At 62.9% G+C, this 19,629-nt stretch carries 22 protein-coding genes and 1 pseudogene; 12 read left to right on the top strand and 11 right to left on the bottom strand.

What is annotated here, in order from left to right; translation table 11 throughout:
• Window positions 1–8 precede the first annotated feature (8 nt).
• A complete protein-coding gene (locus tag ACP153_RS02475) occupies window positions 9–323 on the bottom strand; it encodes a hypothetical protein (RefSeq protein WP_424969392.1) in 315 nt (104 codons plus the stop codon).
• Between the two features lie 150 nt (window positions 324–473).
• The gene (locus ACP153_RS02470; RefSeq protein ID WP_424969391.1) at window positions 474–1,769 is read right to left on the bottom strand and encodes an O-acetylhomoserine aminocarboxypropyltransferase/cysteine synthase family protein; all 1,296 of its coding nucleotides are present in this window, start codon (window positions 1,767–1,769) and stop codon (window positions 474–476) included.
• 140 nt (window positions 1,770–1,909) lie between these two features.
• Here ACP153_RS02470 and ACP153_RS02465 point away from each other — a divergent pair, with 140 nt between their 5' ends.
• The 4 genes from ACP153_RS02465 (at window position 1,910) to ACP153_RS02450 (ending at window position 5,176) form a co-directional block, all read left to right on the top strand.
• A complete protein-coding gene (locus tag ACP153_RS02465) occupies window positions 1,910–2,863 on the top strand; it encodes a DMT family transporter (protein WP_424969390.1) in 954 nt (317 codons plus the stop codon).
• Complete coding sequence (gene hisB, locus ACP153_RS02460; RefSeq protein ID WP_424969389.1) at window positions 2,829–3,416, top strand: imidazoleglycerol-phosphate dehydratase HisB; 588 nt, start codon at window positions 2,829–2,831, stop codon at window positions 3,414–3,416. Before ACP153_RS02465 ends, hisB begins: the two co-directional genes overlap by 35 nt.
• A gap of 1 nt (window position 3,417) precedes the next feature.
• Window positions 3,418–4,056: an imidazole glycerol phosphate synthase subunit HisH gene (hisH, locus tag ACP153_RS02455; RefSeq protein WP_424969388.1), complete on the top strand. Its 639-nt coding sequence runs from the start codon at window positions 3,418–3,420 to the stop codon at window positions 4,054–4,056.
• A gap of 262 nt (window positions 4,057–4,318) precedes the next feature.
• Complete coding sequence (locus ACP153_RS02450; RefSeq protein WP_424969387.1) at window positions 4,319–5,176, top strand: penicillin-binding transpeptidase domain-containing protein; 858 nt, start codon at window positions 4,319–4,321, stop codon at window positions 5,174–5,176.
• A gap of 49 nt (window positions 5,177–5,225) precedes the next feature.
• On the opposite strand, the gene ACP153_RS02445 is transcribed toward ACP153_RS02450, so the two are convergent.
• The 7 genes from ACP153_RS02445 to ACP153_RS02415 all read right to left on the bottom strand — a co-directional run bounded on the left by ACP153_RS02445 (window position 5,226) and on the right by ACP153_RS02415 (window position 12,375).
• Complete coding sequence (locus ACP153_RS02445; protein ID WP_424969386.1) at window positions 5,226–5,597, bottom strand: hypothetical protein; 372 nt, start codon at window positions 5,595–5,597, stop codon at window positions 5,226–5,228.
• Window positions 5,598–5,644: 47 nt separating this feature from the next.
• Entirely contained in the window at window positions 5,645–6,571 is a 927-nt protein-coding gene (gene argF, locus ACP153_RS02440) for an ornithine carbamoyltransferase (protein ID WP_424969385.1), read from the bottom strand.
• Complete coding sequence (locus ACP153_RS02435; protein WP_424969384.1) at window positions 6,568–7,101, bottom strand: GNAT family N-acetyltransferase; 534 nt, start codon at window positions 7,099–7,101, stop codon at window positions 6,568–6,570. The genes argF and ACP153_RS02435 overlap by 4 nt, the downstream gene beginning before the upstream one ends.
• The gene (locus ACP153_RS02430) at window positions 7,091–8,272 is read right to left on the bottom strand and encodes an aspartate aminotransferase family protein (protein WP_424969383.1); all 1,182 of its coding nucleotides are present in this window, start codon (window positions 8,270–8,272) and stop codon (window positions 7,091–7,093) included. The genes ACP153_RS02435 and ACP153_RS02430 overlap by 11 nt, the downstream gene beginning before the upstream one ends.
• Before the next feature lie 444 nt (window positions 8,273–8,716).
• A complete protein-coding gene (locus tag ACP153_RS02425) occupies window positions 8,717–10,213 on the bottom strand; it encodes a hypothetical protein (protein WP_424969382.1) in 1,497 nt (498 codons plus the stop codon).
• A gap of 64 nt (window positions 10,214–10,277) precedes the next feature.
• Window positions 10,278–11,309, bottom strand: coding sequence for a Hint domain-containing protein (locus ACP153_RS02420; RefSeq protein ID WP_424969381.1), 1,032 nt, complete (start codon window positions 11,307–11,309; stop codon window positions 10,278–10,280).
• 319 nt (window positions 11,310–11,628) lie between these two features.
• Window positions 11,629–12,375, bottom strand: a complete 747-nt coding sequence (locus tag ACP153_RS02415) for a MipA/OmpV family protein (RefSeq protein WP_424969380.1) — start codon at window positions 12,373–12,375, stop codon at window positions 11,629–11,631.
• 592 nt (window positions 12,376–12,967) lie between these two features.
• Here ACP153_RS02415 and ACP153_RS02410 point away from each other — a divergent pair.
• From ACP153_RS02410 to ACP153_RS02390, 5 genes and pseudogenes are all read left to right on the top strand, one after another.
• Window positions 12,968–13,372, top strand: coding sequence for a WapI family immunity protein (locus ACP153_RS02410; protein WP_424969379.1), 405 nt, complete (start codon window positions 12,968–12,970; stop codon window positions 13,370–13,372).
• Window positions 13,373–13,524: 152 nt separating this feature from the next.
• A pseudogene (locus ACP153_RS02405) lies at window positions 13,525–13,605 on the top strand (IS5/IS1182 family transposase); the annotation flags it as partial.
• A gap of 549 nt (window positions 13,606–14,154) precedes the next feature.
• A complete protein-coding gene (gene lepA, locus ACP153_RS02400) occupies window positions 14,155–15,954 on the top strand; it encodes a translation elongation factor 4 (RefSeq protein ID WP_424969378.1) in 1,800 nt (599 codons plus the stop codon).
• 419 nt (window positions 15,955–16,373) lie between these two features.
• On the top strand, window positions 16,374–16,691 hold the full coding sequence (locus ACP153_RS02395) for a TraR/DksA family transcriptional regulator (RefSeq protein WP_424969377.1): 318 nt from the start codon (window positions 16,374–16,376) through the stop codon (window positions 16,689–16,691).
• A gap of 100 nt (window positions 16,692–16,791) precedes the next feature.
• Window positions 16,792–16,977: a CTP synthetase gene (locus tag ACP153_RS02390; protein WP_424969376.1), complete on the top strand. Its 186-nt coding sequence runs from the start codon at window positions 16,792–16,794 to the stop codon at window positions 16,975–16,977.
• A gap of 159 nt (window positions 16,978–17,136) precedes the next feature.
• Here ACP153_RS02390 and ACP153_RS02385 read toward each other — a convergent pair whose 3' ends face one another.
• Window positions 17,137–17,553 carry a VOC family protein gene (locus tag ACP153_RS02385; RefSeq protein ID WP_424969375.1) on the bottom strand — a complete coding sequence of 139 codons (417 nt, stop codon included), beginning with the start codon at window positions 17,551–17,553 and terminating at the stop codon, window positions 17,137–17,139.
• 148 nt (window positions 17,554–17,701) lie between these two features.
• On the opposite strand from ACP153_RS02385, the gene ACP153_RS02380 reads away from it, so the two are divergent.
• From ACP153_RS02380 to ACP153_RS02370, 3 genes are read left to right on the top strand one after another with little or no spacing between them, the layout of a single operon-like run.
• A complete protein-coding gene (locus ACP153_RS02380; RefSeq protein WP_424969374.1) occupies window positions 17,702–17,899 on the top strand; it encodes a hypothetical protein in 198 nt (65 codons plus the stop codon).
• 2 nt (window positions 17,900–17,901) lie between these two features.
• Complete coding sequence (locus tag ACP153_RS02375; protein ID WP_424969373.1) at window positions 17,902–18,084, top strand: hypothetical protein; 183 nt, start codon at window positions 17,902–17,904, stop codon at window positions 18,082–18,084.
• Between the two features lie 34 nt (window positions 18,085–18,118).
• Window positions 18,119–18,415, top strand: coding sequence for a hypothetical protein (locus ACP153_RS02370; protein WP_424969372.1), 297 nt, complete (start codon window positions 18,119–18,121; stop codon window positions 18,413–18,415).
• 379 nt (window positions 18,416–18,794) lie between these two features.
• Here ACP153_RS02370 and ACP153_RS02365 read toward each other — a convergent pair whose 3' ends face one another.
• Window positions 18,795–19,559 (bottom strand): alpha/beta fold hydrolase, encoded by a 765-nt coding sequence (locus tag ACP153_RS02365; protein WP_424969371.1) that lies wholly within the window; start codon window positions 19,557–19,559, stop codon window positions 18,795–18,797.
• Window positions 19,560–19,629 lie beyond the last annotated feature (70 nt).

Below are 19,629 nucleotides of genomic sequence, written 5' to 3'. Positions count from 1 at the left end.
GATGACGCCTAGCCGCAATTCGGCTCGAGCGACCGCTCCATCGTCTTGAATTGTTTGCGAATGCGGCTTTGCCCCGGCAATTGGGCGACGGCCTGCATATTGTCCTTGCCCGTATACCACGCCTCGAAGAGGAGGGTTTTGACATCGTCGTCGAGGATGGCATCGGCCACGCGGTAGGTGCATTCGCACTTGGCCTGATCCATGCCACCCGCGCGCCCGTCGGCGATCATCTTCTGGCAGATCTCGCGCGCCGATGGTGCGGCATGTGCGGCTCCGGTCAGGATCAGAAGGAAAGCGGTGGTTTGGACGATGCGACGGGTCACGGGCGATGATCCTTCTGGTGGGGCAACGGGGACACCCTGATCATGGCACAGACCCGACGCACATGGGGGCGCCAAAGATGCTTACATCGCCGCAGCCCAAGAAAAAGCCCCGCCGAAGCGGGGCTTTGTCGGTCCATCTGATGGTGCCCGTCAGGCGGTCGCCTTGGCCAGTGCCTGATCCAGATCTGCGATCAGGTCATACGCATCCTCGGTCCCGATGGAGACCCGCACCACATTGGGCGCGGCGCCGGCGGCCTCCTGCTGCTCCGGTGTGAGCTGGCGGTGGGTGGTGGAAGCGGAGTGGATGATCAGCGAGCGCGTATCGCCGAGATTGGCCACATGGCTGAAGATCTCAAGGCTGTCGACCAGCTTGATGCAGGCCTCATAGCCGCCCTTGACCGCGAAGGTGAAGAGCGCGCCCGCGCCCTTGGGACAGACATCCTTGATGCGGCTGTAATAGGGCGAGCTTTCGAGCCCCGCATAGGTCACGAAATCCACGCGGTCATCGGCTTCGAGCCAATTGGCGATCTTCTCGGCGTTTTCCACGTGACGCTCCATCCGCAGGCTGAGCGTTTCGATCCCCATCAGCGTGTAATGCGCGCCTTGCGGGTTCATGGTCATGCCCAGATCGCGCAGACCCACCGCGATGCCGTGGAAGGTGAAGGCGAGCGGGCCAAAGGTCTCGGCGAATTTCAACCCGTGATAGGCGGGCTCGGGCTGGCTGAGCGACGGGAACTTGTCCGAGGCCATCCAGTCGAATTTGCCGCTATCCACAACGCAGCCGCCGGTCACGGTGCCGTTGCCTGTCATGTATTTCGTGGTCGAATGCACCACGAGGGTCGCGCCATGCTCGATCGGCCGGCAGAGATAGGGGGTTGCCGTCGTGTTATCGATGATCAGCGGGATGCCCGCCGCATCGGCGATATCTGCGATGGCGCGCACATCCATGATGTAACCGCCGGGATTGGCAATCGCCTCGCCAAAGACCGCGCGGGTATCGTCATCGATGGCCGCCTTGACCGCGTCCAGATCGTCGAAATCCACGAATTTCGCGGACCAGCCGAAGCGTTTGATCGTCTGGCTGAATTGGGTGACCGTCCCGCCATAAAGGCGCGTCGAGACGACGACGTTGCAGCCCGGCTGCATCAGCGGGAAGAGCGCCATGATCTGCGCCGCATGGCCCGAGGAGCAGCAGACCGCACCGACGCCACCCTCGAGCGTGGCGATCCGTTCCTGCAGAACGGCCACGGTCGGATTGGTCAGGCGCGAATAGATATAGCCGACCTCCTGCAGGTTGAAGAGCGCGGCCGCGTGATCCGCATCACGGAACACATAGGCCGTGGACTGATAGATCGGCGTCTGGCGCGCGCCGGTGGCCGGGTCCGGGCGGGCGCCCGCATGGATTTGTAGCGTGTCAAAGCCGTAGCTCGGCGTGTCGTCGGACATGTGTCTCTCCCTCGAAATCGATTTTGCGCGGACCATGCAGGGTTTCGCAGGGCAGGGCAATGGTCCGCGCTGACGAAGCGCTGACGCTGGCTCCGTCAGGCTCGGGAGGATTTTAGCCCAAGCAGTTTTGCACCCGACCCATGTTCTCAAGATCCCTGCCGATCCTCGCCCTGATCCTCGCAACGCTCCTTTGGTCGGGAAATTTTGTTGCAGCGCGCGGGGTGCACGAGATCAGCGATCCGCTCTGGCTCAATGGCGCGCGTTGGGCTGTGGCGGCCCTGTGTCTGAGCCCGGTGCTCTGGCTGGACCGGCGCGCGATCTGTGCCGTGTTGCGATCCCATCCCGGCTCTCTGCTGATCCTGTCCGGGTTAGGGATCGTCGGGTTCAACTCCGTGCTCTATGCCGGGCTGGAGACCGCGAGCGCGACCGAGGCCGGGGTGCTCTTCGCGGTCTCGCCGCTGCTGATCTATGGGATCACTTGGGCAATGGGCGGGCGTGGCCCGGGCCGGGTCGAGGCGGTGGGTAGCCTCATCGCCTTTCTCGGGGTCTGCTTGCTGGTGCAAGGTGGGCCCCAGGAGGGACTGAGCGGCGACGGCGCGCTTTTGGTGCTGCTCTCGGCGGGGATCTGGGCGGGCTACACGGTGGCCCTGCGCAAGCTGCCCGTGCCGCTCTCGGCGCTCAGCCTTCTGGCGGTGCAGGCTGCCCTCGGCGCGCTGATCCTGATGCCCGCGCTGCTCTTTCCTCCAAGCGCGCAAGGCACGCTATCCTGGCCGCTCATGGGGGCTGTGCTTTATCTCGGGCTCGGCGCCTCGGTTCTGGCCTTCTGGATCTGGGCCCATGGGGTGGCCTGGATCGGGGCGGGGCGCGCGGGCGCTTTCCTGCAACTCATGCCGGTATTCAGCGCGCTGCTCGCCATGGGCCTTCTAGGGGAGCGGCCCGCCCCGGTGGCGATGCTCGGCATGGTACTGGCGGTGACCGGTGTGGCGCTGGCCAATCACCCCGGGCTTGGCAGCGCGTCCCGCCCATGCCAAAAGGCACGGGCAAATGAAGGATCACCCCATGCGCCGCGCGACTATCACCCGCAAAACCGCTGAAACCGACATCTCGGTCGAGATCAATCTCGATGGGACAGGGGTTTACGACAATCAGACCGGGGTCGGATTTTTCGACCATATGCTGGATCAGCTGAGCCGCCACGCGCTGGTGGATATGACGATCCGCTGCGCGGGGGATCTGCATATCGACGACCACCACACGGTGGAGGATGTGGGCATCGCACTCGGTCAGGCCCTGTCCCAGGCAGTGGGCGACAAGCGCGGGATCGTGCGGTATGGGTCCTGTCTGCTGCCCATGGATGACGCGCTGGTGCGGGCGGCTCTGGACATCTCCGGGCGGCCTTATCTGGTATGGGATCTCGAGCTGCCGACGGCCAAGATCGGGAGTTTCGACACCGAGCTTGTGCGCGAGTTCTTTCAGGCGTTTTCGACCCATGGCGGGTTGACGCTGCACGTGACCGCTCTGGCCGGGATCAACTCCCACCACATCGCGGAGGCGGCCTTTAAGGCTGTGGCGCGGGCCTTGCGGGATGCGCTCGAGACCGATCCGCGCAAGGCCGACGCGATCCCCTCGACCAAGGGATCGCTCTGACGTGCTGACGGTTCTGGTTGATTACGACAGCGGCAACCTGCACTCCGCCGAGAAAGCCTTCGAGCGCATGGCGCGGGAGGTCGATGGCGGCGAGGTGCGGGTGACCTCGGATCCCGAGTTGGTGGCCAAGGCCGACCGGGTCGTGCTGCCCGGTGACGGGGCCTTCCCTGCCTGCCGTGCGGGGCTCGAGGGGTTCACGGGGCTCTTTGAGGCCATTGAAGAGGCGGTGACCGTCAAGGCCCGCCCCTTCATGGGGATCTGCGTCGGCATGCAGCTGATGGCGACCACGGGCCGCGAGTATACTGACACGCCAGGCTTTGATTGGATCGGTGGGGAGGTTGTGCAGATCACGCCGTCGGACCCGACATTCAAGGTGCCCCATATGGGCTGGAACGATCTGGTGGTGGACCGCCCGCACCCGGTGCTGGCAGGGGTCGAGACCGGCGATCACGCCTATTTCGTCCACTCCTATCACATGCAGGTCAGCGACCCCGCGACCCTGCTGGCCCATTGCGACTATGGCGGGCCGGTCACGGCGATTGTAGGCCGCGACACCATGGTCGGCGCGCAGTTCCACCCGGAAAAAAGCCAGGCGGCGGGACTGCGGATGATCGGCAACTTCCTGACCTGGCGCCCCTGAGGGGTCAAGTACTGACATCTCCGCGACGCGCGGCAAGCTGCACCGGTCTTGGCGTTTGCTCAGACCCCTTCGGGCCCAAGCTGCGCATGAAGCTGCCGTTCCGAGAGTGTGTTCGCATGGCGGCTGCTTGCGCCTGGGTCTGTACCTACCGATAAGGCGGATGGACCCGATGCGTTTCTGTCGATCAACACCGCCTGCTGGACATCATGTCCAAGGGGTCGAACGCCCGAGTTCACACCCGTCACATAACACAGAGTGACCGATGATCCTTCGCGCTGCCGTCACGGCTCTTACCGCTTTCACTGTCGCTGCCGTTCTCGCGGAGAGCGCCGTCGCCGAGACGCGCGCCGTTGTCCCTGCCGAACCCTTGGCTGCAGAAATGACCGGGCGCGCCGTCAGTTTCCTCGCCCGTGATCTGGAAACGCAGGGCATCTGCGTTTTGGAGGGGAGCGATCTCGAAACCAGGCACGGCCCCTGGTCCACATTCAAGATACCCAACCTTCTGATCGCATTGGAAACCGGTGTAGCAGGTGGTCTGGACGCGGAGCGCGCATGGATCCCAACCCGGCGACCGGGGGCGCGATACTGGCCCGAAGACTGGCGACGGGATCAAACGCTTGAAAGCGCGTTCAGACGGTCGGCGGCCTGGTATTTTCAGGATATTGCCGTCGATGTGGGCGCCCGGCAGTACCGGTCTGTCCTTGAAACTTGGCGTTATGGCAATGCAGCCGCTCCGGAGGGGTCAGACACCTTCTGGCTGGACAGAACCTTGCGCATCTCGGTCGCAGAACAGGTCGCGTTTCTCTCAGACCTGCTGTCGGGGTCCCTTGATGTAGCGCCCGAGAGCCTCGACGCGCTCACATCTGCCAGCTTGGACACGCGCGGCACTGGTCTCGACCTCCACGGCAAGACCGGGTCCGGTCCTTTCGTGCCGGGCGATTTCTCTCGCCCCTTCGAGGGCTGGTATGTGGGATGGGTCGCGAGGGACGGCCGGCCGCCAGTTCCCTTCGCGCTCTACGCCCGCGCCGCCACCTATGGTGAAATCAGGGACTTCCGGCGCCAATTCGCAATTCGGATGCTCACAGAGTGCGGCGTTCTCCCTGACGGGTTCGACCGCTAGCGGTATGTGACGCGCCTTATGCTGCTGAGACACCAAGAGCCATGAGGGCCTATGGCGCAGTGTTGGACTTGGGTGCCGCGAGGGGGAACAGGAACGCGGGTCCGTCTTGTTGGATCTCCGGGCACTCGCGCCGGGCGATGGCCTGGATGCGTTGTTTTTCCTGAGCGCGCGGATTGCCGAGGCCGACATTTCCGGCTGTGACGCGCGGGCCAAAGCCTGGACTCACGGCTGCCTTGACCGCGCTCAGGGCCGAGAGGGACAGGGTTTGAATGCAGGCCTCCGGGACATCCGCATCGCGCATGGCGGGGGCCAGTTGGGCCCGGAGTTGCTCGGTCCCCGCATTGGCGCCCGTCGGGGTCGTTGTCTCACAGGCCGCCAGCAGCAGAACCGCAAGGGTCGGGATCAGAACGGAACGTGTCATATGGGTCCTCTCGTTGAATCGCCTTGGCCCTTGAGGACCTGCCTCCGTCACACCCCGAGACACCAGCGCAGGACGGCTTTCTGCGCGTGGAGCCGGTTTTCGGCCTCGTCGAAGATCACCGAGTTCGGGCCATCCATGACCTCGGACGTGACCTCCTCGCCGCGATGGGCGGGCAGGCAATGCATGAAGAGCGCGTCGGGCTTGGCCTTGTCCATGAGCGCCCGGTCCACCTGATAGGGGCGGAGCTGATTGTGGCGCCGCTCCTTCGTGGTCTGGCTGTCATGCATCGACACCCAGGTGTCCGCCACCACCAGATCGGCCCCCTGCACGGCGAGATCCGGGTCGCGCTCGATCTCGACCTTCACACCCTTGGCCCGGGCACCCGCAACGAACTCGTCCTCCGGATCCAGGGTCGGTGGGCCGGTGAAGGTCAGGTCAAAACCGAACTGCCCCGCCGCATGGAGGAAGGACGCGCAGACATTATTGCCATCGCCGCACCAGACGACTTTCTTGCCCGCGATGGGGCCGCGATGTTCTTCATAGGTCATGATATCAGCCATGATCTGACACGGATGGGTGCGGTTGGTCAGCCCGTTGATCACCGGCACTGTGGCGTGGTCGGCCATCTCGAGCAGAGTCGTCTCCTCAAAGGTGCGGATCATGATCAGGTCCACATAGCGGCTGAGGACCCGGGCCGTGTCGGCAATGGTCTCGCCATGGCCGAGCTGCATGTCCGTGCCCGAGAGCACCATGGTTTGCCCGCCCATTTGCCGTACGCCCACATCGAAGGAGACGCGGGTCCGTGTCGACGGCTTTTCGAAGATCAGAGCCACCATATGCCCGGCGAGGGGCTGGCTGTCATCGGGGGTGCCCTTGGGGCGTCCGGCGCGAGCGTCCTTCATGGAGCGGCCCAGATCGATCATCTTCCGGAGCTCGGCCGGATCGGTCGTGTGGATGTCGAGAAAATGCGTCATTTCAAGTCTTTCTTGTCATCTGTCCGGGCATCTCCCGCGGTCGGGGCCCACATATCCATTACCAAAACCTCGGCGCCATCTTCGCAGGGGCGCAGGTCCACCGGAGCGAACCCGGCCTTGGTATAGGTCGCAACGGCATGGGTGTTTTCCGGGTCCGGATCGACCACGACCGCTGGCACGCCTGCGGCAAACAACGCCTCGGCCCGCGCGCGCAGATAGCCCGCCCCGTGGCCGCGCCCGAGATAGGCGGGATCGCCGAGGAAGGTGTCCATCCCATGGGCGTCATCGGGCAGGTGCCCGTAATGGGGCGCCCCATAGGCACGCACCGGATAGTCCTGCACGAAGGCAAAGGGACGATCCGCCCAGACGATCCGCATGTCGCAAGGGCCGCCCTCGATCTCTTCCTCGATCAGGGCAATCTCGGTCTCCGGATCGCCCCACCAGCCCGCCATATGGGGCTCGGCCAGCCAGCTGCGCAGCATCGGGTAATCCGCGCGGGTCACCGGCACGAAGCGATACTCATGCGGCATTGGCCTGCACCGTTTCCGCGGTTGCCCGCAGGCGGTTGAGCGCCTCGCCGATCTCAGCGTCCGAGATGGTCAGCGCCGGGAGCAGGCGGATGACATTCTCCGCTGCGGGCACCACGAGCACCTCGGCGCCGTAGCCCGCCTGGACCACCTCCGTGTTCGGGGCGGTGCAGACGATGCCCATCATCAAGCCGCTGCCGCGCACTTCGGCAAAGACCTCGGGGAATTCTGCGACGAGCCCTTCAAGTCCCTGACGCAGCAGGCCCGATTTGCGCTGTACCTCGGCGAGGAAGCCGTCCTCGGTCACGCTCTCCAGCACGGCGCAGCCCACGGCACAGCCCAGCGGGTTGCCGCCATAGGTTGAGCCATGGCTGCCCGCGGTCATGCCCGAGGCCGCGTGTTCCGTGGCCAGCACGGCGCCCAGGGGGAAGCCACCGCCGATCCCCTTGGCGACCATCATGATATCCGGCGCGATCCCGGCCCATTCATGGGCAAAGAGCCGGCCGGTCCGGCCCACGCCGCATTGCACCTCGTCGAGGATCATCAGCACGCCATGGGCATCGCAGAGATCGCGCAGCCCCTTGAGGCAGGCATCGGGCAGGGGCTTGATGCCGCCTTCGCCCTGCACCGGCTCGACGATGACGGCAGCGGTCTGGTCCGTTATCGCGACCTGCAGCGCCTCGTGATTGCCGAAGGGCAGGTGGCGAAACCCGGGCAGGAGCGGCCCAAAGCCCTTGGTCATCTTCTCGGAGCCCGCCGCGGCGATCCCCGCCGAAGAGCGGCCATGGAAGGACCCCTCAAAGGCGACGATCTCGACCCGCTCGGGCTGACCCGCATCATGGAAATGCTTCCGCGCCATCTTGACGGCGAGTTCGCAGCTCTCGGTGCCGGAATTGGTGAAGAAAACCGTATCCGCAAAGGTTTCGGCCACGAGCATCTCTGCCAGCTTCTGCTGGGCCGGGATCTCATAGAGGTTCGAGACATGCCAGAGCGCCTGGGCCTGCTCGGTCAGAGCCGAGACCAGCCTTGGATGCGCATGGCCGAGCGCATTCACCGCGATCCCGGCACCGAGGTCGAGAAAGCGTCGCCCATCCGCCTCGATCAGCCAAGAGCCCTCGCCTTTGACAAAGCTCAAAGGCGCGCGATTATAGGTCGGCAGGATCGCAGGGATCATCGGTCACATCCTCTCGGAACAGGCGAGCCCCATTGGTGCCAATGGCGTGGGGCGGTGTCAATTTGGAATGGTCAGGGGCGGGCGGGAAAGCCCAAAGCAACAGGGCGCGCGGGTTACGCGCGGGTCAGGTCTCGTCGGATCTGTCGGAGGGTGAGGGCCATGGGGCCGTCTCCTGTGGTTGCTGCGAAGGCCGTGTAGACCGACGCGGGCCGGTTTGGCAAGAGGCTTGCCCAAGCCGCGACCACATGTGGTCGCGGCGGACGCGCGCTGTGTTTGCGTCGGGTGGGCTGTTAACTCAAGATGCCCGGCAGGCAATTCAAGATAGAGATCAGGTTGAAACTCCAGCCCGGGGCCCGTGCAAACTGGACCCTGTCGGTCGGAAGTGGGGCAATCCTCTGCCCATTTCGCATTGTCAGAGAACCCAAGGTTTCACGCGGTTGCAGCCTAGAAAGGCCAGTATTTTGCGGCGAGCTCTACCAGCTTATAGCCAGTGTACCCGAGCTTGGCGCCGGTGACTCCACCTGACTTGTCGACCGCCTTGACGCCTTCGGAGGCGCGTTCGATCAAGGATTGTTTGCTCGCACGACCCACAACGCGCTTGACCGCCTCGGCTTTGACTTCCGGCGGCTCATCCGATGCAAGCGCTTGTTCGTCTAGGCGCGTTTCTTGCTCCAAGCGACCTTCGGTGGTACGCGCATAATCCGCCGTCGCCTCAGCAAGCTGCAAAGCGGCGTCATCCGATAGCTCTCGCAACGTCTGTGCGACACGGGTGACATAGGCTGCGCCAACATCTGGGTGATCGGAGCGCAGTTGTAGCGCGTGGCGTCTCAAGCTTTGCGCCAACTCCTCAATTCCTTCGTCTTCCTGGTACCTACCTTTAGAGAGCCCCTTCTCAAGTGCAGAGGCTGCAAGCGAAAAATGCTGTTCAACTGTGTTTGCGTCCTCCGGACAGACCTCACAGGCGTGCAGGATATAGCGATAAGCGACACAGTAAGGATTGAGACCGCTATTGCCGCGCATGGCTGTCTCCAGCGCAAAGCGGGTTTGCGCCACAATCGTTGCCAGTTGCTGTTCCGTGTTGATCGCAGTCGCAACCACGTCATAGAGGCCGGTTTCCTTTGATTTTACGACGTCTTCCACCTGTGGAAGCCGCTCTGCCATCCACTCCGCCTCAATGCGCGCGATTTCCTTTGCAATCGCGTCCGGTCCATCCTTCCAGGTCTTGTCCGGGATCAGGGCGATCTGCTCTTGGAGTTTCCAGGGCTCAGGTTCGCCGCGGCGCATTCCGTCGAGCCAACGTTTCCAGAAGCCCCAAGCCGGGTCGCTGTCGAAGAACTCGGTGAGTTTGGCGTAGCCTGCGGCGAGCCCCTCCGGTTCGCCCGGAGGTATCTCGCCGAGGGCCTCCGTGGGCCAGAGCCATTCTTTGAAGACACTCTCGATCCTGTCGCCGTCCAAGTGTCCGGTATCCCAGTCGCAAGCGGAGAAGGCGGAGTCGGCGGCGGAGAGGGCGGCGGAGTCGGCGGCGGAGTCGGCGGCGGAGCGGGCGGAGTTGGTGGCGGAGTAGGCGGAGAGGGTGGCGGAGAGGGTGGCGGAGTCGGCGGCGGAGCGGGCGGCGGAGCGGGCGGCGGAGCGGGCGGCGGAGAGGGTGGCGGAGTCGGCGGCGGAGAGGGTGGCGGAGTCGGCGGCGGAGCGGGCGGCGGAGCGGGCGGAGCTTTCGACGTCTTCTTTGAGTTCGGGGGTCGGACACACCGCTGCGACCCCCGAACTCAGCATCGCGCGCAAGACGGGCAAGGCAAGTCCGCCAAGTGTCTCAGGTTCGTCAAATCCCAGTCCGGGCGCGGCCCGCAGCGCGCAGCGTGCCGCGAAGGCCACCCGCACGGAATGCTCCTGCGTCTCCAGCCACGCGCGCGCGCCGTCTTCGTCGGTGAAGGTAATGGCCATGACTGCTCCGCCGCTGCTCTTGCCCGCAGCCTATGGCCGGGACTGCGCGCTGCCAAGCCGCTCTTCAGCCCGCACCGAGCAGGGCGGCGGCTTCGTGGGCGCGCAGGCAGGGGGCGGCGGTGGTGCCGGGGCCTTGGGCGAAGAGCTCGGGGAAGATCTGGCGCAGTTCGAGCTGGGCCATCCAGTCGAGCCCGTCCTGGGCGACCTCGCCGGGATAGAGGCTTTCGGACAGGCAGCCCTCGGCCTCCACGATCGCGTGGCCGTCGACCAAGACGTGGCAATAGGTGACCGAGCTTTGCGGGGTGCGGTCCACGCCGGGCAGGGCGGTCAGGTGCTTGGCGGCGACGAGCACCTCGGACAGGCCAAAGAGCAGCTCCGCCTGCCATGTGCGCATCAGCATCCGGTGGGCGGGCGAGACGGAGAGGGTGCGCGTGTTGCCGAGCGCGCCGGGCGCAAAGCGGATCGGGGCGAGATCGCCGCGCCCGTCCACGCGGCGCGCGCCGACCCAGCGGATCACGGCCTCCGGATCCGCCTCGGTCCAGATGCGATCCCCTTTGCGTAGCGTCTCGATGGCGCGGGGGCCGTCCGGGGTGCGCAGCAGGGTGCCCGCGACGAAACAGGGCACGAACTGGTTGTAGCGGATGTCGCCATTGTTCGAGCCCGAGATCTTCACATAGGACTTGCCCGGGATCAGCGGTTGGGTGAGCCCCATGCCCCAGATGTCCGAGGTCTGCCCGTCCTTGGAGAAGACATAGACGCTGATCAGGGGGCCTGTCGGCTCGCCCTGGTCGTTGAGGGCGCGCAGGTCGATGCGGCTTTCGGATTCCACGCGGGTGCCCTCATCCACCAGCCCGCCGCCATCGACCACCCGGTGGCGGTTGGCGGCGTCGTCTTCGAGGATGTTGGGGTTGGAGCCCCGTCCCGGGCGATCATCGATCACCACGGTCACCGGGGCGAAGCCGCCGACATACTCGAACACCGTCCCGTTGGGCGTGTCGGAATTGTTGATGATCGGGTTGCCAGGGGTGCCCGAGGGACTGCCAGAGGCGATGAGCAAGGCCTCGTTGTCGATGGCGATGAGATCTCTGTCCGGCATCTGGTTTTCGTCCCGAGGCGCTTCTCGATGGCGCGTTTTGGTTATCGTACAATCTCAGGTAGAAATCCGGGATGCAAGAGCAACGCAACATTTAGTGGTCGCGGCACAGGATTCCGCCGATGCTGCCCCTCTTGCGCCCGGACTACGCGGGGTTTTGGCGGGGCTGGCGTTAACCTTTTGCTTTTGCAGGCAAGCGTTTTGTGGCGTGCCGGCGGGGCTCCGCCCAGTCGATCCGCAGTGCTTGCGCGCTTACATTCCCAAATCCTCCCTCATTGCGAAGGATGACGCGTTGGGGGCGCAAATCAAGAAGAGCGTGGCGTCAGAAGCGGAACTCGACCCCGAGCCCGCCGGAGACGAGCGTGTCATCCTCGATGATCGGGCTGTCGGTGACCGCGCTCGGTAGGAAATCCGCGCGCAGAGTGCCGAGGAGGGACCAGTTCTGGCCAAGGGGCATGACGCCGCGCAGACCGACAAAGGGCACCACGACGTCACCGGGGTCATAGGCGTTGCGGCCGATCCGTGCTTCGTCCGGGCTGACCCCCCAGACATAGCGGCTGAGATCGCCGCTCTGCCAGGCTGCGCCGGCGGACCAGTCCAGGCGCACGGGGCCCATGGCCTGTCTCAGACCGAAGCGCAAGCGCGCCTCCTGCCCGTCATGCTCGCCGGTGAATTCCTGGCGCAGATCCGCGCCCGCATAGAGCCGCCCGAGGTCATAGCGCAGCTCCAACGCCACATCCCCGGTCACCTCGCGGTCGATCCCATCGAGCTGATCCCCATCAGTCGAGATCAAGCCCGAGAAACGGGGCCGCGCCGCAACAGACAGGCCCCACTCGCCCTGCGAAAACACCGAATAGCTCAGGCCATTGGTGCTGAGCTCAAAGGGGCCATTGGCATAACGGAAGAGAGGGAGCGGGATCACATCGGACCCCTGACCGAGATAGGGGTTGGTATCCGCGGCCACGAGCCCGCCCAAAGACCAACCATCCGGCCGCCCGGGAGCCTCCTGCGCAAGCGCAGGCAGAGCGGGGGCGAGGCCGAGGGCCAAAAGGGCGATCGTGCGGAACATGGAAACAGTCTATCCGATTCGAAAAACCTTGTCCTGCAAGGAGATGGCGTGTGGAGTTCATAAATCCAGTAGTGTTGCCGCGGGTGTTCTCATAGACGGCATCCGACGGCGAAACAGCTTGGTTTTCGTGCTCTGAAACCCTGCGGCCACACAGCCCCAAAAGAACCCAAAGGAAAGCGATGTGTTGTCAAATGACAAAGATCGCTCCGCATGGTAGCCCGACTTATTCAAGCCACCAAAGCCAAAACCGTAGCATGTGGAACGATGTAACCCACCGCTTTGCCTTTGGTTCCTTATTATGTAACTTGCGTTCCAGATACGACGTTTAACAATGAAACGAAGAACAGCGGACACGAATTACACGTTGGGAGAGGCCGCAAACAGCACCCAGGTGATATTCGTTTAACAAGTTTAGGTTTCAAGACGCTCAATGATGTTAAGCTGATCACCAATAAAGGTGCATCCTCCGACGCGGGCGGTGGTGCGGTTGGTAAACATTACAGCGGTGAAAGTACACTTATGAACCCACAGAAAAAACGTATACTTCAAATAAGGCCTGGTCGTCATGGGGGTTAGGTTTTCTGCGGAAAATATGACTGTAGAGTTTTCTGTATTTGCTTACGAATTTCCCGATTTAAAAGGCTGTGAATATGATGATAACTGGCTACAGGTTCGTATGGAATATTTTACAGATCGAGGAAAGGTAGTCCGTTCTTATCCTGCTTTGTTGACGTGGGAGTTGGTTCGAATACGCGATCTAATCGTAGGCGGCTTGAAGTGTAAGAAACTAGATTTTATGGAGCCAGAAATCGAGTTTAAGATACAAGCCGATGTTCTTATCTTGGAAACGAGATACGGACTACGGTTAGATGAGACAGCGGATGTGAACGTTTTCGAAAGCCGCTTGTCTGAAGAATGGATAGCTGAGAGTGCGTCCGAAATTGACTCTATGTGTGCGAAATTCCCCATACGAGGGAAGCTTAGTTTTAAAGTTTAGCGCAGATTATCTTGCTTCTGACAGTGCGCGACGAAGGCCGCGCCGGCATTCTTTGGAGGATTGCCTTTGCCGGCTTCTTCGGCTCTGGACCCATCGATTTGGTTGCGGTCTCCGCGTGATCTTGGTTCAAGCTCACAAACTTCAGGGGGTGTGAAGGTGGCCTGAACACGAAGTTGAATGCCGTCACCGACGCTTCGGGACGCCCGATCCGGTTCTTCATCACCGCTGGTCAACCTCTCGGGACAGTATGAGTGTCGGCTAGCGCACTCTGTGCGGAGGCAGCGGCAAGGAAAGAGGCGATAGCAAAGGCCAATGAAGAGTGTCGCTTTAACAATTTTTCACCTCATACGTTATGCAGTTTTTCAGTGAAGCCAGTGCAAAACCTGAGGCCTTGCAACGCGACATGCACATGGAGCTGTAGGGCCGCAACCAAGTGGGATTCTAATCCCGGAGTTGTCGAACTTCGCCCTGCCGTCCTTCGCAAAAAGCAAGTTAGGGGCCTTTTTACGCAAAGCCCGATTGGTCGTGTGGATTATGCGAAGCCCCGGTAGCTACTGCCAAGCTGCGCTCGCGGTGTAGCAGGCTGCGTAGGTGAACAAGACACCTGCTGTCATCCAGTTGATCGTGAGAAGAGCAAACGCAAGGGCGAAGAGCACACCGCCCACAAGAAACAGTATAAGATCGGACTTCAAGAATCCGCCTCGGTCAAACTGGGCGTGCGGGCACGACACGACATTCATGCCCACTTGCCAACCCCCTCAAACCGCCGCATATCCCTTCCCATGACCGATCTCGCGCATATCCGGAACTTCTCCATCGTGGCTCATATCGACCACGGCAAATCCACTCTGGCGGACCGTCTCATCCAGGAGACGAACACCGTGGCGGACCGGGATATGAAGGCCCAGCTGCTCGACAGTATGGATATCGAGCGCGAGCGGGGGATCACGATCAAGGCCAACACGGTGCGGATCGATTACACCGCCGAGGATGGGCAGGATTATGTCCTGAACCTGATCGACACGCCGGGCCATGTGGATTTCGCCTATGAGGTCAGCCGCTCCATGCGCGCGGTGGAGGGCTCGCTTCTGGTGGTCGACAGCACGCAGGGTGTCGAGGCGCAGACGCTGGCCAATGTCTATCAGGCCATCGAGGCGGATCACGAGATCGTCCCGGTGCTCAACAAGATCGACCTGCCGGCGTCGGATTGCGACCGGGTGGCGGAGCAGATCGAGGATGTGATCGGCATCGATGCCACCGGTGCGATCCAGGTCTCGGCCAAGACCGGGGTCGGGATCCGCGAGACGCTGGAGGCGATTGTCACGGAGCTGCCTGCGCCTCAGGGGGATCTGGACGCACCGCTCAAAGCGATGCTCGTGGACAGCTGGTATGATGCCTATCTCGGCGTGATCGTTCTGGTGCGGATCATTGATGGCCAGCTCAAGAAGGGCGAGCGGATCAAGATGCTCTCGAACGGCTCGGTGCACCATGTGGATCGGGTGGGAGTCTTCCGGCCCGAGATGCAGCCTGTGGATGCGCTGGGCCCGGGCGAGATCGGGTTCCTGACCGCCTCAATCAAGCAGGTGCGCGACACCCGCGTGGGCGACACGATCACCCATGAGAAGAAGGGGGCGACCGACCCGCTGCCGGGGTTCAAGCCCTCGCAGCCCGTGGTGTTCTGTGGCCTCTTCCCGGTGGACAATGCCGAGTTCGAGGATCTGCGCGACGCGATCGAGAAACTTGCCCTAAACGACGCCTCCTTCAGCTACGAGATGGAGACCTCGGCCGCCCTCGGCTTCGGCTTCCGCTGCGGTTTCCTCGGGCTCCTGCATCTGGAGGTGATCCGCGACCGGATCGAGCGCGAGTACAATATCGAGCTCATCACCACCGCGCCCTCGGTCATCTACCACGTCTATATGCGCGACGGCTCCATGATCGAGCTGCACAACCCCGCCGACATGCCGGACCTGACCCATGTGGACCATCTGGAGGAGCCGCGGATCAAGGCGACGATCCTCGTGCCTGATGACTATCTCGGCGATGTTCTCAAGCTGTGTCAGGACCGGCGCGGGATCCAGCTGGACCTGACCTATGCGGGGAGCCGCGCGATGGTGGTCTATGACCTGCCCCTGAACGAGGTGGTGTTCGATTTCTACGACCGGCTGAAATCCGTGACCAAGGGCTATGCGAGTTTCGATTATCAGATGCTCGACTACCGGCAGGATAGTCTGGTGAAGATGTCGATCCTGGTGAATGACGAGCCGGTGGACGCGCTCTCGACCATGGTGCACCGGGACCGCGCGGAGATGCGCGGGCGGGCCATGTGCGAGAAACTCAAGGACCTGATCCCGCGCCACATGTTCAAGATCCCGATCCAGGCAGCCATCGGCGGCAAGGTCATCGCGCGCGAGACGCTGGCCGCGCTGCGCAAGGATGTGACGGCGAAATGCTATGGCGGCGACGTGACCCGGAAGAAGAAACTGCTGGAGAAGCAGAAGGCGGGTAAGAAAAAGATGCGCCAGTTCGGGAAGGTGGATATCCCGCAAGAGGCGTTTATTTCCGCCCTCAAAATGGACGGCTGATCGTAGATCAGCTCCATTTTCGAGGGCGCGCGGGAGACAGCGTATCGCGCAGCGATGCGCGTTCCCGCACCGTGGATAAGCTGGGTGCTATCCTTCTGAGTGTGCACAACTCGAACCAAATCTCCGATTTGGCAGCGCCCGAACCGCCCCCACTGGGCGGGCGCTTCTCGCCCACCCCTCGATTCGGGCGCCCTATGATCAGACGATACCACAAGCAACACACGCCCCCGGGGCTCCGCCCTTCCGAGCCTCGAAAGGTCCACTGAACCTTTCGCCGAAGTGGCGCCCAGATCGGCGCCGACCGCTTCAGTTCGGGCGTCTTCTGATCTGAGGACAGTGCGCTCCAAAGCCGTTCTTGACCCAAATCATACCTCCTGACCTAACCTTCCCGCACACTCCTCTCTGAGAGGAGAACCGCCATGGACATTACCGCTGCTGGAGAGACCCTCCGCGCCCGTCGGGCTGAGATTGTCGGGGACCTGAGCCGGATCGAAACGTCTTTGGACGCTGCCGCCCCGAAGGATTGGGAAGACCGCGCGTCGGAGCGGCAGGGGGATGAGGTTCTCGAAGCTTTGGGCCATGCGGAGCAGGCGGAGTTGTCGCGGATTGATGCGGCGTTGCACCGGATTGCGGATGGGATCTATGGCACTTGCCTGAAATGCCGGGAGCCGATCCCCGAGGCGCGGTTGCTTGCGGTGCCGACGGCGCCGCTTTGCGCCGATTGCATGCGCCGTTGAGCACCTAAACAGCCTCCAGTTGCGGCAGATCAAAGACGCATCGGGGACTCATCTCGTAAAATCAACATCGCAAATACACCTAAAGTGAAGGGGTTTTCCGATGATCCGTCTGGCCTTGATACTCTACGCCCTGATCGGCACCACGCTCGCGGGATCGTTCATGGTCGCAGCGCTCACCGCGGGCTACACCACGGCACAGCCGGTGATCCTGTCCGCGACCCTCGGATTTGGCCTCGGCATCCCGGTCTCGGTTCTGGTGGCCCGCGCAATCACCACGCGCGCCTGACCCGCGGCTGCTGAACCTGAGGCGCGAGCCCTGCGGTTTACTGGATCCGCAGGTGCTCGCTGCTTTCGTGTTGCACTGCAGCGCGCGATAAAACCCGTTCTGCTACTGGCCGAGCCACGGCCCGTGTCCCTCCGCACCGGACAGAACGCATGCCGGCGGTCAAACGCGGCCGTTGATCTCGATGAGGTTGCCCTCGGGGTCGTTGACATAGACGTGGCGCAGCCCCGGGATGGCGAACTCGCCGGTGACCGAAAACGGGATCCCCGCAGCGGTCAGCCGGTCGATCACGCCTTGCAGGTCGTCCACATGGATCGCCACGTGACCGCCGACGCTGGGATTGTGGATCAGATCGTTTTTCGCTGCAAAAACAGGGTCTGGCGCGATCAGGTGCAGCCCCGTATGTCCTTCGCGCCCATCGCCCAGAAGCGCGAGCTTGTCCGGATCCCCGGGCAGGTACCCGCGGGTTTCGGGAAAGACCCAATCCTTCTCCGTCATGCCCAGCACATCGCGATAAAACGCAGCTGTCCGGCGCACATCCTTGGCCTGCAGGTTGACGTGGTGAATGGACCAGCCCATTGAAACCCCTCCTCTTTTCGCCCCAGCCTAGCATGGGGGCGGGCCATCGCCCAGTGCCGGAGAGGGCACACCCAAGCTCTGGATCTGACATGGATCAAGGCGCGCGTTGCTGCGGTTGCATAATACGACCCCCATCGAGAGGACGCCGATGCACCGCCTGCCTGTGACCATTTTCAGCCTCACGGTACCGACCCTCGCCGGGGTGGCGGTTGTCGTGGCGCTTGTCGGCGGGGTCAGCAATGGCGCGGGGCTCGGCTTCGCTGCGGCGGCTGGCGCAATCGTCGCCGCGCCCTTCAGTTGGTTCATCGCGCGCAAGCTCGCCGGACCGGATCAGAGAGAGGATTGACCATGCTGAAAGCATTTACTGTCGTGTTTCTTGTACTCGCAGCCACGCTGGGCCTGCTCTCCGGTGTGCTGACGGTGGGGATCGGAGAGACGTCGGCGCCTGTGGTTGCACTGGCGGTCGTGACCGGCATGTTCCTCGCGGCGCCGGTCGCCTGGCGTTTGCTCCAGAGCGGGAAACTCGGTTAATCAAACCTTAATCGGGGCAGTTCAGACTGCGCTCATGCGCCTGTCTCTGCTCCTCTTGTGCCTTGTTCTCGCCGGATGCTCTGGCCCCGGTCTGGACTATCGTGGCGTTCCCGCGACACGGGTGGCGCAGGCGGGCTATACCTTTGACCTCTACTTCAATGGCCGCTCGGTGCGGGGCATTCGCCTGAACCAGACCCGGCCCGTGTCGCGTCGGCATTTCCGGCGCGCCTTCTATGATGCGGTCGAGGCCACTCTGGGATGCCATGTTCTGGGCAGCACCATGGACGGGGATCTCGTGATGCTGACGGTGGATGTGTATTGCGCAGGCTAAAATGTCGAAATCGTGGCGTTTCTTGCGCCATGTCAAAGTGGCGAGCGGAACTGTCAGGTAAACCATACATGAGACATGTTGAGCAGAGCTGAAAAGCTCGCTTTGGTGTTGATCTGGACAGGGAGTGATGGGGGTGCCCTCGTGGCACAAGTGTCCGGTCGATCCGATCTCAGCGTGTCTCATTTCTGTTTGCGCTCGCATTAGGGGCGTTGACGGCAAAGAGCTTGCGTGCGCTGGAGCGTCTCGGAACCCTTATCTCATGATGGGGATCGAGGAGATTTAGGGTCACGTCACGTCTCGTTTTAAGGCGTACGCAAGTTCGATTGCGCTCTCCCGGATGGGGAGAGCTTCGAGACATCCGGTATTGCAGATCTGTGGGTCAGTCGCCGAGAAAAGCGCTCAGCTTCTCGATGAACGGGGCGGGCGCCTCCGCATGGAGCCAGTGGCCCACGCCCGGGATCTCGTCCAGAGCGGCGCTGGGAAAGAGGCGGTCGATCTCGCCCTGATGCGCGGGCAAGACATAGTCAGAGGCGCCGCCGCGCAGGAACAGGGTCGGTCCCTCATAGGTGCCGGTCATCTCGGGAAAGCCCATGACCAGCGGCATCTCGCTGCGCAGGGTCGCGAGGTTCAGGCGCCAGCGTGGCCCGCCCTCGGCGCGCAGGTCCAGGGATTGGGTCAGGAAAGCGCGTGTGGGCAGGTCCGGCACCGAGGCCATCAGCGCCTTGTCGGCATCCGAGCGCTTGGTCACGACCGTCAGATCCACGCTTTCCATCGCATCGATGAAGCCCGATTGCGTCCGATTATAGGTCACCGGCGCGATATCCGCGACGAGCAAGCTGGCGACCATTTCAGGCTGGGTCAGGGCGAGCACCATGGCCGCCTTGCCGCCCATGGAATGGCCCAGCACATGGGCCCGCCCGCCATGGGCGTCGATCACTTCGGCCAGATCCGCGGCCAGATCCGGGTAGCTGTGGGTCGGGGTATGGGCGCTGTCCCCGTGGTTGCGCAGATCAACGGCGATCACCTTGTGCTTGGCAGCCATCCGCTTGGAAATCGCACCCCAGTTCTTGGCCGAGCCAAAAAGCCCGTGCACGATCAGGAGCGGGGTGCCGGTCGCATCGCCATAGGTCAGTGTGTTCAGCATCGCCATCTCCAAAAAATCCTGCTGTTTGTGCTAACGCGACGACGCGACGAGGGCCAGCCCGCTTGAAGCG

This window comes from Dinoroseobacter sp. S76, from assembly GCF_049801095.1.
GTDB lineage: Bacteria > Pseudomonadota > Alphaproteobacteria > Rhodobacterales > Rhodobacteraceae > Dinoroseobacter.
The sequence above is the reverse complement of the archived record's forward strand: the minus strand, read 5'-3'. Positions and strand labels throughout refer to the sequence as shown.